The sequence below is a fragment of the Streptomyces nigra genome, from assembly GCF_003074055.1.
Lineage (GTDB): Bacteria > Actinomycetota > Actinomycetes > Streptomycetales > Streptomycetaceae > Streptomyces > Streptomyces nigra.
The window spans coordinates 3,336,244-3,352,089 of record NZ_CP029043.1 but is presented as its reverse complement, the minus strand read 5'-3'; the positions used below and the strand labels follow the sequence as shown (position 1 = coordinate 3,352,089).

The 15,846-nt window shown below is 72.3% G+C and carries 12 protein-coding genes and 1 pseudogene; 8 read left to right on the top strand and 5 right to left on the bottom strand.

Features of this window, described 5'->3' with window-relative positions; all coding sequences use genetic code 11:
- Window positions 1–68 precede the first annotated feature (68 nt).
- On the bottom strand, window positions 69–1,496 hold the full coding sequence (locus DC008_RS15305; protein WP_108707471.1) for an MFS transporter: 1,428 nt from the start codon (window positions 1,494–1,496) through the stop codon (window positions 69–71).
- A 291-nt stretch (window positions 1,497–1,787) separates the two neighbouring features.
- Between DC008_RS15305 and DC008_RS15300 the strand changes: the two genes are divergently transcribed.
- A complete protein-coding gene (locus DC008_RS15300) occupies window positions 1,788–2,714 on the top strand; it encodes a DUF3027 domain-containing protein (RefSeq protein ID WP_108707470.1) in 927 nt (308 codons plus the stop codon).
- A gap of 15 nt (window positions 2,715–2,729) precedes the next feature.
- Here DC008_RS15300 and DC008_RS15295 read toward each other — a convergent pair.
- Window positions 2,730–2,969, bottom strand: a pseudogene (locus tag DC008_RS15295) (Uma2 family endonuclease); the annotation flags it as partial.
- 248 nt (window positions 2,970–3,217) lie between these two features.
- Here DC008_RS15295 and DC008_RS15290 point away from each other — a divergent pair.
- From DC008_RS15290 to DC008_RS15280, 3 genes are all read left to right on the top strand, one after another.
- Window positions 3,218–6,370 (top strand): sacsin N-terminal ATP-binding-like domain-containing protein, encoded by a 3,153-nt coding sequence (locus tag DC008_RS15290; RefSeq protein WP_108707469.1) that lies wholly within the window; start codon window positions 3,218–3,220, stop codon window positions 6,368–6,370.
- A gap of 172 nt (window positions 6,371–6,542) precedes the next feature.
- Window positions 6,543–7,406: a DUF5707 domain-containing protein gene (locus DC008_RS15285; RefSeq protein ID WP_108707468.1), complete on the top strand. Its 864-nt coding sequence runs from the start codon at window positions 6,543–6,545 to the stop codon at window positions 7,404–7,406.
- Between the two features lie 195 nt (window positions 7,407–7,601).
- Window positions 7,602–8,510 carry a hypothetical protein gene (locus DC008_RS15280; RefSeq protein ID WP_108707467.1) on the top strand — a complete coding sequence of 303 codons (909 nt, stop codon included), beginning with the start codon at window positions 7,602–7,604 and terminating at the stop codon, window positions 8,508–8,510.
- Window positions 8,511–8,606: 96 nt separating this feature from the next.
- On the opposite strand, the gene DC008_RS15275 is transcribed toward DC008_RS15280, so the two are convergent.
- Both DC008_RS15275 and DC008_RS15270 read right to left on the bottom strand, forming a co-directional pair.
- Window positions 8,607–11,003 carry a cation-translocating P-type ATPase gene (locus DC008_RS15275; protein ID WP_108707466.1) on the bottom strand — a complete coding sequence of 799 codons (2,397 nt, stop codon included), beginning with the start codon at window positions 11,001–11,003 and terminating at the stop codon, window positions 8,607–8,609.
- 97 nt (window positions 11,004–11,100) lie between these two features.
- On the bottom strand, window positions 11,101–11,400 hold the full coding sequence (locus DC008_RS15270) for a DUF2530 domain-containing protein (RefSeq protein ID WP_108707465.1): 300 nt from the start codon (window positions 11,398–11,400) through the stop codon (window positions 11,101–11,103).
- Between the two features lie 118 nt (window positions 11,401–11,518).
- Between DC008_RS15270 and DC008_RS15265 the strand changes: the two genes are divergently transcribed.
- Entirely contained in the window at window positions 11,519–12,970 is a 1,452-nt protein-coding gene (locus DC008_RS15265) for an NCS2 family permease (protein WP_108707464.1), read from the top strand.
- On the opposite strand, the gene DC008_RS15260 is transcribed toward DC008_RS15265, so the two are convergent.
- A complete protein-coding gene (locus tag DC008_RS15260; RefSeq protein WP_108710711.1) occupies window positions 12,963–13,145 on the bottom strand; it encodes a ribbon-helix-helix protein, CopG family in 183 nt (60 codons plus the stop codon). The two genes, DC008_RS15265 and DC008_RS15260, sit on opposite strands and share 8 nt — an antisense overlap.
- Window positions 13,146–13,299: 154 nt before the next feature.
- Here DC008_RS15260 and DC008_RS15255 point away from each other — a divergent pair, with 154 nt between their 5' ends.
- The 3 genes from DC008_RS15255 to thpR all read left to right on the top strand — a co-directional run bounded on the left by DC008_RS15255 (window position 13,300) and on the right by thpR (window position 15,786).
- A complete protein-coding gene (locus DC008_RS15255; RefSeq protein WP_055623692.1) occupies window positions 13,300–13,737 on the top strand; it encodes a MarR family winged helix-turn-helix transcriptional regulator in 438 nt (145 codons plus the stop codon).
- Between the two features lie 25 nt (window positions 13,738–13,762).
- Window positions 13,763–15,115: an MFS transporter gene (locus DC008_RS15250; RefSeq protein ID WP_108707463.1), complete on the top strand. Its 1,353-nt coding sequence runs from the start codon at window positions 13,763–13,765 to the stop codon at window positions 15,113–15,115.
- Between the two features lie 98 nt (window positions 15,116–15,213).
- Entirely contained in the window at window positions 15,214–15,786 is a 573-nt protein-coding gene (gene thpR, locus DC008_RS15245; protein WP_108707462.1) for an RNA 2',3'-cyclic phosphodiesterase, read from the top strand.
- The last annotated feature ends 60 nt before the right edge of the window (window positions 15,787–15,846 follow it).

Sequence of the window (15,846 nt, the reverse complement as noted above, 5' to 3'; positions counted from 1 at the left end):
GGCGGGTGTCGTGCTCTCTCCATGCGGGGGCGGCGTGCCGTGTCACGGAGGCGGGACGGCGTGGTCCCTCACTCGACCCGGGGCCGGCCGTGCCCGCCGTGCCGGGCCGACCCGAGCAGGCCCTTGACGGTGGTCAGCCAGCCGGTGGCGACGATGGCGGCGCCGACCAGCAGCCCCAACGAGCCCCGCAGCGGCAGCACGATGCCGATGGCGCCGCCGAGCACCCACGACATCTGCAGCAGCGTCTCGGAGCGGGCGAACGCCGACGTCCGCACCGACTCCGGCACGTCCCGCTGGATCAGCGCGTCCAGCGACAGCTTCGCCAGCGCCTGCGCGAACCCGGCGACCGCCGCGAGGCAGGCCACCACGACCGCGCCGAACAGGGCCGCCGCGGTGAGCGCCATGGCCATCACCAGGCCCACGACGGTGACGATGATGATCTCCGGCGCCCGGGATCTGAGCCAGGCGCCGACCGCCGTGCCCAGCGCGTTGCCGGTGCCGGCCGCCGCGGCGACTATGCCGAGGGACACGGCGGCGCTCTGCCCGGACATCGGGTGCTCCCGCAGCAGGAACGCCAGGAAGAAGATCAGGAACCCGGACAGACAGCGCAGGGCGGCGTTGGCGCCGAGGGCGTGGGTGACCGCGATGCCGACCGTGCGCAGCCCCGGGCGCTTGACGGGCTTGCGGTGCGGGCCGTGCAGATGCTGCTCGTCGGCGGCGAGCAGCGCCCGGTCCTCGCCCTTGGCCGAGTCGACCTTCGGGGGCAGCGTGAACGACAGGACCGTACCGGCGATGAAGATCGCGCAGGCGCCGAACAGCGGCCAGCGCGGCCCGACCGCCTGCAGCCCGGCGCCGATCGGCGCGGCCACCCCGGTGGCCAGCAGCCCGCCCAGGGTGACCCGGGAGTTGGCCTTCACCAGCGAGAAGCCCGGTGGCAGCAGCCGGGGCACGACGGCGCTTCTGACCACGCCGTACGCCTTCGAGGCGACCAGCACCCCGAGCGCGGCCGGATACAGCTGCAGATCGCCGCTGACGACGGCGCTGGACAGGACGAGGGCGAGCAGCGCGCGGGCCAGCATGGCACCGGCCATGGCGGCCCGGCGGCCGTGCGGGATGCGGTCGAGAAGCGGACCGATCACGGGGGCCAGCAGAGTGAACGGCGCCATCGTGATGCCCAGGTAGAGCGCCACCCGGCCGCGGGCCTCGTCCGTGGGGACGGAGAAGAAGACGGTCGAGGCGAGCGCGACGGTGATCATGACGTCGCCCGCGCCGTTCACCCCGTGCAGCTCGATCAGCTTGCCGAGGCCCGACTCGCCCGCGCCGTGCGCGTGCGTGGCCTTGCGGATGCCGCGCGCCGGCCCGGTGAACGGGAAGTGCAGGGCACGGCCCAGCGTGCGGAAGGGGCCGCGCCTCCGGCCCGTTCCGCCACGTCGGTTACGGCCGCCCTCGGGCCCACCGGTGCCGGTGGCTCCTTCGGGCTGCCTCGCGGTCGCCACGACGCAATAGTGCCCCGTAATGGGGGTGGCTAGTGCGGTTACGGCGCGTATGGAGGGCACGGGCAGCCGGTCGGCGGGCATCGCGGAGCGCCGAGAAGCACCGTCGGTGTAGGCCCAGCGCCCGCGCACAGGTAGCGTGCGTATCTCAGCCATCCCGCACAATGGATGACGTAGGTGCGCCCGAGCGCGATTCGGACGCGGACGTCGACGCGGCCCACAGGTCCGCTCCGTCCGCTCCGCCGCCTTGAGGCACCCGCACCCGTAAGACGGCGTAGGAGAGAAGCGATACCTGTGAGCGCAGCGACCACGCGAAGCCGCACCCCCGATCGTCTGTGCGCCGAGGCCGTCGACCTCGCCCGCAGCGCCGCCGAGGAGGCCGCCGCACCCGGTGTCGTCGGAGAGCACGCGGGCGTGGTGTCCGAGGGCGACCGTGTGGTCACGCACTTCTTCGAGTGCAAGGAGCTCGGGTACCGCGGCTGGCGCTGGGCGGTCACCGTGGCCCGCGCCTCCCGCGCCAAGATCGTCACCCTCGACGAGGTCGTCCTGCTGCCCGGACCGGACGCGCTGCTGGCGCCCGAGTGGGTGCCGTGGAGCGAGCGGCTGCGCCCCGGCGACATGGGCCCGGGCGACCTGCTGCCCACCGACGCCGACGACCTGCGCCTGGAGCCCGGCTACACCGGCGTGGACGAGCCGGGCCCGAACGCGCCCGTCTCCGAGGAGATGGCCGAGCTGGTCGAGGCGGAGGACGCCGAGGTCACCGGCGGCACCCCGGCGAACCTGCCGATGGCCCCCTCCCGAGGCTCCATCGCCGCCATCGCCGACGAACTCGGCCTGCGCCGCGCCCGCGTGCTGTCCCGCTACGGCCTGCACATCGCCGCGGACCGCTGGGAGGAGGGGTTCGGCGCGAAGACGCCCATGGCGCAGGCGGCTCCCGCCACCTGTGTCAGCTGCGGCTTCCTCGTCCCGATCGGCGGCTCCCTCGGCCAGGCCTTCGGCGTCTGCGCCAACGAGTTCTCCCCGGCCGACGGCCATGTGGTCTCCCTGACCTACGGCTGCGGCGGCCACTCGGAGGCGGCCGTCATGCCGAAGCCGCCCCGCCCGGCCCCGCCGGTCGTCGACGAGACCCGCGTCGACCCCTTCCCTCTCCGCCCGTCCCCGGACTCGGGCTCGGTCCCGGCCACGACGGACGAGGACTCGGCGGAACTCGGCCACTCGTAGGGACGGCGGGACGCCTCAGTCGCCCGCCGCGCCCTCGGGCCGGTACCGGGGCAGCCCCTCCGTGGAGATCGTCCAGTCCGCGATGGCGACGTCCTCCCCGTACACGAAGTCCTCACGGGTCGCGTGGCGCGGCCCGTCGGGGGTGGAGTGGATGTCGCTGAGCACCGCGCCGGTGCCGGTGCGGGGGTCGAACACGGCGTGGACGGGGATGCCGATCAGCGGGTAGTCCCGTGTCCTGGCGACCCAGTCGTTGTCGGCGTCCCGGGCATGTCCCTGGTCGTGCCGCGGTGAGCGCAGGGCAGGCAAACCGCCCGGAATCAGGCCGAGTTGCTGTTGTCCACCCGCCTGGGCGAGTTTGCTCCGGAGCCGGGCGTCGTCCGAATACGTCGGCCGGGCTCGGGGTGCTCGGCGGATGATCTTCCGGGGTGCTCCGGACCGGTGGTGATCTGCACCCGGGTGGGGCAGGCGGTACCTTCGTCGCGACGGCGATGAGGAGTGTCAACGTGAGCAAGTTCGTGCGGCCCGCGGCCGAGGGCGCCGACCCGTTCGGTACGGCGCGGCTGCGGCGTGGAGTGCTGGACGCCTGGGCGACCAGCCCCGCCCGGTTCCGGGAGGACGCCAACGCCGAGGAGGACCTCGTCCTCGGCGGGTACCGGGACCGGCTGGTCGTGGAGCTCGCGCAGAACGCCGCCGACGCCGCGGGCCGGGCCGGGGTGCCCGGGCGGCTGCGCCTCACCCTGCGCGAGGGCGTGCTCGTCGCCGCCAACACCGGTGCGCCCCTGGACGCGGCCGGTGTCGAGTCGCTGTCCACGCTGCGGGCCTCCGCGAAACGCGACAGCGAGGCCGTGGGACGGTTCGGCGTCGGCTTCGCCGCCGTCCTCGCCGTCACCGACGAGCCCGCCGTCGTCGGACGGCACGGCGGGGTGCGCTGGTCGCTCGCCGAGGCCCGGGAGCTGGCCCAGGACACCGCCCGGCACAGCCCCGGACTGGGCGACGAGATCCGGCGCCGCGACGGGCATGTGCCCCTGCTGCGGCTGCCGTTCGCCGCCGAGGGCACCGCCCCCGACCCGTACGACACCGTCGTCATCCTGCCGCTGCGCGACACCGCCGCCGCCGACCTGGCCGAGCGGCTGCTGGGTGCCGTCGACGACGCGCTGCTGCTCGCCCTGCCCGGCCTGGAGGAGGTCGTGGTCGAGATCGGCGACGCCGCGCCGCGCACCCTGCGCCGTCGCGCCGACGGCCCCTTCACCGTCGTGGAGGACTCCGCGTCCGGCGTCACCCGCTGGCGCACGGCGTCCGCCCACGGCCCGCTCACCCCCGAACTGCTCGCCGACCGCCCCGTCGAGGAACGCCTGCGGCCCCACTGGTCGCTGACCTGGGCCGTCCCCGTGGACCCCGCCGACGGCAGCCCCGCCCGCCCCCGCACCGCGCCCGTCGTGCACGCCCCCACGCCCAGCGACGAACCGCTCGGCGTGCCCGCCCTGCTCATCGCGTCGTTCCCGCTCGACACCACCCGCCGGCACGCCGCCCCCGGCCCGCTCACCGACTTCCTCGTGCAACGCGCGGCCGACTCCTACGCCGAACTCCTCGCCGCCTGGCGTCCGGTGGACGAGGGCGTCATCGCGCTCGTGCCCGGCCCGCTCGGCAAGGGCGAACTCGACGGCGCCCTGCGCCAGGCCATCCTGGAGCGCCTGCCCCGGACGTCCTTCCTGCCGCCCGCCCTGCGCCCGGCCGAGCCGGACCCCGAGCTGCCCGAGTCGCTGCGCCCGCGGGACGCCGAGGTCGTCGAGGGCGCCGGCGCCGACACCGTACGGGTGCTGGCCGAGGTGCTGCCCACGCTGCTGCCCGCCGGTCTGGAGCGGAGGACGGAGCTGCGCACCCTCGGCGTCGCCCGGGTTCCGCTCACCGACGCCGTCGACCGGCTCGCCGGACTGGAGAAGGAGCCCGGCTGGTGGAACCGGCTCTACGACAGCCTCGCCGGGGTCGACCCGGACCGGCTGTCCGGGCTGCCCGTGCCCCTGGCTGGGGGTACCTCCCAGACGTCCGGTACTGGGGGAGGCCGCACGACCATCGGGCCCCGTCAGGTCCTGCTGCCCACCCCCGGCGGCACCTCCGTCGCCCCCGAGGTCCTGGCCCGCCTCGGCCTCAAGGTCGCTCACCCGGACGCCGCGCACCCCCTGCTGGAGAAGCTCGGCGCCCTCGCGGCGACCCCGCGCGCGGTCCTGACCACACCCCAGGTGCGGGCCGCCGTGGCCGCCTCCCTCGACGACGACGGCGCGATGGACTGGGAGCAGGACGTCCCCGACGCCGAGGAACTGGCCGACACCGTGCTCGCCCTCGTCCGGGACGCGGGCCTCGAGCCCGGCGACGAGCCCTGGCTCGGCGCGCTCGCGCTGCCCGACGAGGACGGGGAACTCACCGCCGCCGGGGAACTGGTGCTGCCCGGCAGCGCCTTCGCCGAGGTCATGCGGGAGGGCGAACTGCCCTTCGCGGACGCCGAGCTGGCCGGGCGATGGGGGGAGCAGCCGCTCGCCGCCTGCGGTGTGCTCGCCGGGTTCGCGCTGATCCGCGCCACCGACGTCGTCCTCGACCCGGACGAACTGGAGCCTCGGGACGGCGACTTCGCCGAGCCCGACGACGCTGGTCTGCTGGACGCCGTCGACGTGTGGTGCGAGGACGTCCTGGACCGGTTCCCGGACACCCCGGTGCCGCCCGTCGCCACCGAACTCGTCGCCGTACGCGATCTGGAACTGGTCGACGACGACAAGTGGCCGCAGGCCCTGGCCATGCTCGCGCAGCCGCCGCTGCGGGACGCCCTCACCCAGCCGGTGCGCGTCCTGCTCCCCGACGGCACCCACGAGGTCGTACGGCCCTACACGGCATGGTGGCTGCGCGGGCACCCGGTGCTGGACGGCCGGCGTCCCGCGGGCCTGCTGGCCGCCGGCGGCGACCCGCTGCTGCGCGGCCTGTACGAGGAGGCCGACGCGACCGGCTTCGACGACGAGCAGGTGCTGCGCGCCCTCGGCGTACGCACCTCGGTCGCCGCGCTGCTGGACGAACCGGGCGGCGCCGCCGAGCTCCTGGACCGCCTCGCCGACCCCGACCGGACGGTCACCGCGGCCCAGCTGCACGCCCTGTACGGGGCGCTGGCCGAGCTGGACCCGGATCAGGTGACCCTGCCGGACGACCTGCGGGCCGTCGTGGACGGGCGGGTCGAGGTCGTCGACGCGGCCGACGCCGTGGTCGTCGACTCACCGGACCTGCTGCCGTTCACCGCGGGTGTGCCGTTGCTGCCGGTGCGGCCGGCCCGGGCGGCGGACCTGGCCGAGCTGTTCCAGGTGCGGCGGCTGAGCGAGTCCGTCGCCGGAGCCGTGGACTCCGAGGGCACCGAGCACGAGGTGCCGGAGGCCGTCCGCGCGCTGCTCGGGCCGCGCACCCCGGCGTCGTACGTCGAGCACGAGGAACTCGTCGTGGACGGTGTGGAGATCGACTGGCGGCTGACCGACGACGGCGTCCTGCACGCGGCCACCCTGGAGGGCGTCGCCGCCGGACTCGCCTGGGCGGCCGGGCAGTGGCCGCGCCGCTTCGAGGTGGCGGCCCTGCTGGAGGACCCGTCGCGCACGGCGGAGTTGGCGCGCGACCGGTGGTTCGACTGAGGTGACTCGCCGCCGGCGTGGTCACACATATTTCCCTCACATCTCGTACAACCTTTCGTGGCCTTCGCTGATCTGATCATCCGAGCCAACTGGCTCCACGATCACTTGGGCCCGGCCGGTGACGAGCCGTACGGAACGATCACGCCGGGCCCCTTCTCCTCCTGGGGAACGCATGCGCATTCGAGCCACTGTGGCCGCCGTCTCCGGCGCCCTGGCCCTCTCCGCCCTGGCCGTTCCGGCCGCCCAGGCCGGCAATGACAGCGACGTGGCCGCGAAGAAGCCGACCGCCGCCGAGCGCTTCGGCAGCTCCCAGAACCGGTCGGCGTTCAGCACGTCCGCGGCCGCCGAGGCCGAGCCCGTCGTGTCCAAGGTGACGATCAACTCCGGCTCCGCCGTGGTCGTCGGCACCACGTACGCCAAGAACTTCACCGTGTCGGTGACCGCCAGCCACGCCACCGGCATCCAGGACGCGTACGTCGACCTGTGGCACGGCACCGACCTCGACAACATCGACGGCCTGCTGATGTCGAACGAGGACGCCGCCACCTGCACCGCCACCAGCGCCACCACGTCGACCTGCAAGCTCACCTTCACGGCGGTGCCGGGCAGCGACCTGTACATGAACGCCCTGGCCGGCACCTGGCACGTGACCGCCGGTGCTCTCGCGGGCGACGGCAGCATCTACTGGAACGACTTCCACACGACCCACCGGGTCCAGCGCTACTCGAAGCTCACGGTCAACGCCTCTCCCGAGCCGGTGACGAAGGGCAAGACCATCACCGCCACCGGCAAGCTCTCCCGGGCGAACTGGGAGGACTTCAAGTACCACGGCTACACCAACCAGTCGGTGCAGCTGCAGTTCCGCAAGAAGAGCAGCAACACCTACACCACCGTGAAGACCGTCAAGTCGAACTCGACGGGTGAGCTGAAGACCACGGTCACGGCCTCCGTCGACGGCTACTACCGCTGGTCCTTCGCGGGCACCAGCACGACCCCGGCGGTCAAGGCCGCGGGCGACTTCGTCGACGTGCGCTGAACCCCGTAGTACTCGACCGTCGTGTGCCAACCCCCGGAAGCCGTCCGGGGGTTGGTGACGAAGGTCACTGAATTGGCCCGCCGGTGAGACAACCGGCACCGGCGGGCGCGTATCTGATCACATGGGTCAACAGGCCCCCGATCACCCGGGCCCCGTCGTGACCGAGCGGGGCCCCTTTCCGTACCAGGGGAACGCATGCGCATCAGAGCCACCGTGGCCGCCGTCTCCGGCGCCCTGGCCCTCTCCGCCCTCGCCGTCCCGGCCGCGCAGGCCGACGGCTCCTCCGTGGACCGAGCGGACGTGGCGAAGGTCCGCCGGGCCGCTCTCGCCGCCACCGCTCGTGCCGCCGCCGTCGAGGGCCGGCCGTACGCCCTGAACGTCTCCTTCTCCAACTTCAAGATCGCCAAGGCGGTCAAGGTCGGCACCACCAACCACGTGTCCACGACCGTGAGTTACACGCTGACCCACGGCGCGGACGTCGACATCAAGGCCCGCGACTTCCTGACCGACCCGATCCTCTACAAGGGCTCCTTCGCCGCCCCGGAGAACCGGCTCTACGGCAACAAGCCCGCCGTCTGCACGGCCACCTCCGCGACGACGGCCACCTGCAAGGGCACCATCGACGTCTACCCGGCCGCGAGCGAGCTGATCAACTCCGACGCCGGCAGCTGGAAGGCGTCGGCCGAGGCCACCGCCTTCAACGGCGAGGACCCGGACGACGAGGTCTTCGACATCACCAAGGTCGGCTACAAGAGCCAGGGCGACCTCGGCACCACCCTGCTCCAGCGCTACTCCAAGCAGACGGTGAACGCCTCGCCGGAGCCGGTGCAGAAGGGCAAGACCATCACCGTCACCGGCAAGCTCTCCCGGGCCAACTGGGAGGACAACAAGTACCACGGCTACACCGCCCAGCCGGTGAAGCTGCAGTTCCGCAAGAAGAACAGCAGCACCTACACCACGGTGAAGACCGTCACCACCAACGGGACGGGCGAGCTGAAGGCCACCGTCACCGCCACCGTCGACGGTTACTTCCGCTACACGTTCGCGGGCACCGGCACGACCCCGGCGGCCACCGCCGCGGGCGACTACGTGGACGTCCGCTAGGTCGTGTCCGTAAAGTCGCGTCGTCCGCCCGTAGGGCGTGCCGGGCGTCGAACGGCAGGCGGGACTTTGCGGACACGGCCTAGCCCTCGGGCGGGCTCAGCACGGGACCCGGCGGTCGACCCACTTCCACAGGAACTCCAGGGCGACCGCCGCCACCGCCGCGATACCGACCGCGATCCACGGCATCGTCATCCCGACCAGCCGCAGCGCGAAGAACTCCTGCAGCCACGGCACCACCAGCACCAGCAGGAACGCGAAGCCCATCGCGGCCACCAGCGCGATCCGCCACCAGGTGTACGGCCGGGCGATGATGACCAGCACCCACATGGAGATCAGGAACAGCGTCAGGGTGGCCACGCTGGTCTCCGCGGGCAGGCTGTCGTCCCCCGAGTAGTGGGCGCGGGCGATCAGATACGTCGCGAACGTCGCCACCGCCGCCACCACCCCGCCCGGGATCGCGTAGCGCATGACCCGCCGTACGAAGTGGGGCTGCGCCCGCTCCCGGTTCGGCGCGAGCGCCAGGAAGAAGGCGGGGACCCCGATGGTGAGCGTCGACAGCAGGGTCAGATGGCGGGGCAGGAACGGGTACTCCACCTGCCAGAACACCACCATCAGCGCCAGCAGCACCGAGTAGACCGTCTTCACGAGGAAGAGGGTCGCCACGCGCGTGATGTTGCCGATCACCCGCCGCCCCTCCGCCACCACCGACGGCAGCGACGCGAAGCTGTTGTTCAGCAGCACGATCTGGGCGACGGCCCGGGTGGCCTCCGACCCGGAGCCCATGGCGACCCCGATGTCGGCGTCCTTCAACGCGAGCACGTCGTTCACACCGTCGCCGGTCATCGCGACGGTGTGGCCGCGGGACTGCAGTGCCCCCACCATGTCCCGCTTCTGCTGCGGGGTGACCCGCCCGAACACGGTGGCGTCCTCGATCGCGCCGGCCATCTCGTCCCGCTCCCGGGGCAGCCGGCGCGCGTCGACGGTCGTCCCGGTCAGCCCGAGCTTGGTCGCGACCGCGCCCACCGACACCGCGTTGTCCCCGGAGATCACCTTGGCCTGGACGTTCTGCTCGGCGAAGTAGCGCAGGGTGTCGGCGGCGTCGGGCCGCAGCCGCTGCTCAAGGACGACGAGGGCGGCCGGCTTCGCGTCCAGGGCGACCTCGGGGTCGTCGAGCTCGCGGGCGGCCCGGGCGAGCAGCAGCACCCGCAGGCCCTGCTCGTTCAGCCGGTCGGTCTCGGTCAGCGCGGGATGGTCGTCGGAGAGCAGGACGTCGGGCGCGCCCAGCAGCCAGGTGCCGGACTGGCCGTCGCCCTCGCTGAAGGTGGCGCCGCTGTACTTGCGGGCGGAGGAGAACGGCAGCGCGGCGGTGCGGCGCCAGTCCTCGGCGGCGGGGTAGGCGGCGATGACGGCCTTCAGGGAGGCGTTGGGGCGGGGGTCGGACTCGCCGAGGGCGCCGAGGACCGTACGGACGTAGGACTCGTCGAAGCCGTCCAGGGTGCGCAGCGCGGTGACGTCCATGCCGCCCTCGGTGAGGGTGCCGGTCTTGTCGAGGCAGACGGTGTCGACGCGGGCCAGGCCCTCGATGGCGGGCAGCTCCTGCACCAGGCACTGCTTGCGGCCGAGCCGGATGACACCGATGGCGAAGGCGACCGAGGTGAGCAGCACCAGCCCCTCCGGGACCATCGGCACGATGCCGCCGACGGTCCGGGCGATCGAGTCGTCGAGGTCGTTCTCCTTGACGAACAGCTGCGTGATGATCAGACCGATCGCGGCCGGGACCATCATCCAGGTCACGTACTTGAGGATGGTCGAGATGCCCGACCGCAGCTCGGAGTGGACGAGCGTGAACCGGGACGCCTCCTCGGCGAGCTGCGCCGCGTACGCCTCGCGTCCGACCTTGGTGGCCTGGAAGGCGCCGCCCCCGGCGACGACGAAGCTGCCGGACAGGACCGCGTCGCCGGGCCGTTTGACCACCGGGTCGGCCTCGCCGGTGAGCAGCGACTCGTCGATCTCCAGGCCGTCGGCCTCGACGCACACCCCGTCCACCACGGCCTTGTCCCCGGGCCCGATCTCCACGAGGTCGTCGAGGACGATCTCGGAGGTGCCGATCTCGGCGGCGACCCCGTCCCGGCGGACCGTGGGCCGCGCCTCCCCGATCACCGCGAGCGAGTCCAGGGTCTTCTTGGCCCGCCACTCCTGGACGATCCCGATGCCCGTGTTGGCGAGGATGACGAAGCCGAACAGGCTGTCCTGGATCGGCGCGACGAACAGCATGATCAGCCAGAGCACGCCGATGATCGCGTTGAACCGGGTGAAGACGTTGGCGCGGACGATCTCCGCCATGGACCGGCTGCTGCGCACCGGCACGTCGTTGACGGCTCCCCGGGCGACCCGTTCGGCGACCTCGGCCGCGGTGAGCCCGCCCGCCGCGACGGTGACGGAGGCGGCGTGCACGGGGTGGTCCACATCGGTGCCCGCGTCGGCATGCGTCATGCATTCGACGGTACGTGCGGAGCGGGGAGTTCACCCGCCGAGTGCGCGTAAGTTCCGACCGCGGGAGGAGCCGTCTCGTACCGGGGTCGTACGGCCGCTATTCGGCGGAGGGCGCCGTCGGCCGCCCGGCGCGCGCGCCGGCGCTCTCCCGCTCCGCCGCCACCCGCTTGATGGCCGTCTCGCGCCGGCGGACGTACCAGATGCCGATGAGGCCGAGGCCGCCGCCGGCCAGGCAGGTCCACACCCACCAGGTGCGCCCGTGGTCGTCGAACCAGCCGTAGAACGGCAGCTGCACGACGAAGAGGACGAACCAGATGATGGTGCCGCCGGTGATGGTCGCGACCACGGGGCCCTCCAGGGGCTCCGGCGCCTCGTGCTTGGGGGTCCACTTCGCCATGCGACACAGCTTACGAGGCGATCAGGTCTACGCGCGGAGATGGCTCTTCCGGGCTTTATATGTTCATACTGAAACGGTTTGAGTCTGACCACTTCTCTTCGTAGGAAACACCAAAAGCATGTCCACCTCGGCTCCTGCCAAGGCCCCCACCCCTGAACAGCCGGGAGCCGGGCCCACCTACGGCGCACTCGACCGCTTCTTCAAGATCTCCGAACGCGGCAGCACCGTGCCGCGCGAGATCCGCGGCGGTCTCGCCACCTTCTTCGCGATGGCGTACATCATCGTGCTGAACCCGATCATCCTGGGCAGCGCGAAGGACATGTACGGGCATCAGCTGGACAACGCCCAGCTGGTCACCGCCACCGCCGTCACGGCCGCCTTCAGCACCCTGCTGATGGGCGTCATCGGCAATGTGCCGATCGCGCTCGCCGCCGGCCTCGGCGTGAACTCCGTCGTCGCCCTCCAGCTCGCCCCGCGCATGTCCTGGCCCGACGCGATGGGCATGGTGGTCCTGGCCGGATTCGTGGTCATGCTGCTCGTCGCCACCGGTCTGCGCGAGCGCGTCATGAACGCCGTGCCGTTCGGCCTGCGCAAGGCCATCGCCATCGGTATCGGCCTGTTCATCATGCTGATCGGCCTCGTCGACTCCGGCTTCGTCAGCCGTATCCCGGACGTCGCCCAGACCACGGTGCCGCTCCAGCTCGGCACCGGCGGTCACCTGGTCGGCTGGCCGGTGCTGGTCTTCGTGCTCGGCTCGCTGCTCACCCTCGCGCTGATCGTCCGCAAGGTCCCCGGCGCGATCCTCATCTCGATCGTCGCGATGACCGTGGTCGCCGTCGTCATCGAGGCCGTCGCGACCGTGCCGTCCTGGGGCCTGACCACCCCGAAGTGGCCCGGCAACCCGGTCGCCAGCCCCGACTTCGGGCTGATCGGCGAGGTCAGCCTGTTCGGCGGCTTCGGCAAGGTCGGCGTGCTGACGGGCGTCCTGTTCGTCTTCACCGTCCTGCTCTCCTGCTTCTTCGACGCCATGGGCACGATCATGGGCGTCAGCGACGAGGCGAAGCTGACCGACGGCCGCGGCCAGATGCCGGGCATCAACAAGGTGCTGTTCGTCGACGGTCTCGCCGTCGCCGCGGGCGGCGCCAGCTCCTCCTCGGCCACGACGGCCTTCGTGGAGTCCACGGCCGGCGTCGGCGAGGGCGCCCGCACGGGCCTCGCCAACGTCGTCACCGGCGGTCTGTTCGCGGTGGCGCTGTTCCTGACGCCGGTCGCCACGATGGTGCCGTCCCAGGCGGCCACCCCGGCCCTGCTCGCGGTCGGCTTCCTGATCCTCGCGAACTCCGTCAAGGAGATCGACTGGGCCGACTACACGATCGCGATCCCGGCCTTCGTGACGATGGTGATGATGCCGTTCACCTACTCGATCACCAACGGCATCGGCATGGGCTTCATCACCTTCGCGGTGCTGCGGCTGGCCGCCGGCCGCGGCCGGGAGGTCCCGGCCGCGATGTACGTGGTGGCGGCGGTGTTCGGCTTCTACTACCTGATGCCGGCCCTGGGTCTCACGTGACGCCGTAGAACTTCTCTGTCTCCTCGACGGCGGACTGGAACCGTTCGTCGAAGTCATCACGGATGAGCGTCCGGACCACATAGTCCTGGACGCTCATTCCTCTTTTGGCGGCATGCCGGCGCAGCCGGTCGAGCAGCTCGTGGTCTATCCGCAGGCTGAGCACGCTGGTCCCCATGCACACGAGGGTCGCGGCACCTTCCGGTGCGGTGTGTCACGTTCCGCCGCTGGATCACCCATATGAGTGACGAACGCGTGACGTGGCGGGAGTCACGGGAGGCCCACGCGTCCCCAGTGGTATTTAGCCAGAGTAATGAGTTACGCTAATGAACATGTCGGACCTCACCCATGGCGACGACGCTGCCGCCGTGAACTCCCTGCGCTCCGCGGTCATGCGCCTCTCCCGCCGCCTCAAGCACCAGCGGGTCGACGAGTCGCTGAGCCCCACCGAGATGTCGGTGCTCGGCACCCTCTCCCTCTGCGGCAGCGCCACCCCCGGTGAGCTGGCCCGCAAGGAGCACGTCCAGCCGCCGTCGATGACGCGCATCGTCGCCCTGCTGGAAGCCAAGGGCCTCGTCCGGCTGGAGCCCCACCCGGAGGACCGGCGCCAGAAGGTCGTCACGAAGACCGAGCAGGCCGAGACCATGCTCGCCGAGAGCCGCACCAAGCGGAACGCCTTCCTGGCCACCCTCGTCGAGGGGCTCGACGAGGACGAGTGGGCGACCCTGCGCGCCGCCGCCCCCGTCCTGGAGAAGCTCGCACACCTGTAGGCAGTCACCAAGGAGGCGACCACTTTTGAGTTCGGGACCCGGAGCAGACTCCGCCCCCGCACCGACCACCCACGACTCCCCGCCCGTTCCCGAGCGCCGCAACTCGATGTTCAGCTCGCTGCGGATCCGGAACTACCGGCTGTTCTTCCTCGGCCAGGTCGTCTCCAACACCGGAACCTGGATGCAGCGCATCGCCCAGGACTGGCTGGTGCTCAGCCTCACCGGCTCCGCGACCGCCGTCGGCATCACCACCGCGCTGCAGTTCCTGCCCATGCTGCTCTTCGGCCTGTACGGCGGCGTCCTCGTCGACCGGCTGCCCAAGCGCCCCACCCTCATCGCCACACAGTCCGCGATGGGTCTCACCGGCGTCGCGCTCGCCGCCCTCACCCTCACCGGACACGTCCAGGTCTGGCACGTCTACCTGGCCGCCCTCGCCGTCGGCTTCGCGACCGTCCTCGACAACCCGGCCCGGCAGTCGTTCGTCTCCGAGATGGTCGGCCCCGGCCAGCTGCAGAACGCCGTCAGCCTCAACTCCGCGAACTTCCAGTCCGCCCGGCTCGTCGGACCCGCCGTGGCCGGTCTGATGATCACCGGGGTCGGCACCGGCTGGGCCTTCCTCGCCAACGGCCTGTCCTTCGTCGCACCCATCGCGGGCCTGCTGCTGATGCGGGCCCGCGAGCTGCACGTCGTCGAGCGGGCGCCGCGCGGCAAGGGACAGCTGCGCGAGGGACTGCACTATGTCGCCGGGCGCCCGGACCTGATCTGGACCATCGTCCTCGCCGGGTTCGTCAGCACCTTCGGCTTCAACTTCCCCGTCTTCCTGTCCGCCTTCGCCGACGACGTCTTCCGCGCCGGCGCCGGCTCCTACAGCCTCTTCAACACCCTGATGGCCGTCGGCTCCCTCGCCGGAGCGCTGCTCGCCGCCCGGCGCGGCACGGCCCGGATGCGGGTGCTGATCGCCGGGGCCGTCGCCTTCGGCGCCATGGAGATCGTGGCGGCCGTCGCGCCCTCCCTGTGGCTGTTCGCCCTGCTCATGGTCCCCATCGGCATGTTCGGCATGACGGTCAACGTCACCGCCAACAGCAGCATCCAGATGGGCACCGACCCGAGCATGCGCGGCCGGGTGATGGCCCTCTACATGATGGTCTTCATGGGCGGCGCCCCCCTCGGCGCCCCGATCGCCGGCTGGGTCACGGACGCGTACGGCGTCCGGGCGGGCCTCGCCTCGGGCGGCGCCGTGACCGCCGCCGCGGCCGTCGCCGTCGGCCTGGTGCTGGCCCGTATGGGCGGGCTGCGCCTCTCGGTCGGCTGGTGCCACGGGCACCCGAAGGTGCGGTTCGTACCGCGCGAGCGCGAGCAGCTGGCGACCGCCGCATAGGTCGTGTCCGGCGAGAGGCGTGCCGGGCGCCGGGCGGCAGGCGGGACTTTGCGGACACGGCCCAGGACGGACACGGGCACGGCGGCGAGACTTGCACCATGAGACTCTTCGCCGCCGTGCTGCCGCCGGACGACGTGGCGCGGGAACTGCACACCGAGGTCGCGGCCCTGCGGAGCCTGCCCGGCGCCGACCTGCTGCGCTGGACCGCGCGGCCCGGCTGGCACTTCACCGTCGCCTTCTTCGGCGAGGTCGACGACGACCTCCTGCCCGCCCTGTCCGCCCGGCTGGAGCGGGCCGCCCGGCGGACGGCGCCCTTCCCGCTGGCGCTGCACGGAGGGGGCCAGTTCGGGCACGGGCGGGCCCTGTGGACGGGCGCCGGCGGTGACGTGCCCGCCCTGCGCGTGCTCGCGGGGCGCTGCGAGGCGGCGGCCACGAAGGCGGGCGTGCCGATGGGGGAGCACCGCCGGTACAAGGCCCATCTGACGCTGGCCCGCAGCCGGACCGCCGTGGACACCCGGCCGTATGTGACGGCCCTCGCGGACTTCACCAGCCGCACCTGGACCGTGGCCGAGCTGGCGGTCGTCCGCAGCCATCTGCCCACCTCCGGCGTACCGGGCGAGCAGCCCCGCTACGAGGTGGTCGCCCGGCGGCCGTTCGGGGCCGCCGGTTAACCTCGATGGCGTGGACCCGAAAACCCGTAACCGGATCATGGCCGGTGCGCTCGTGCTGAT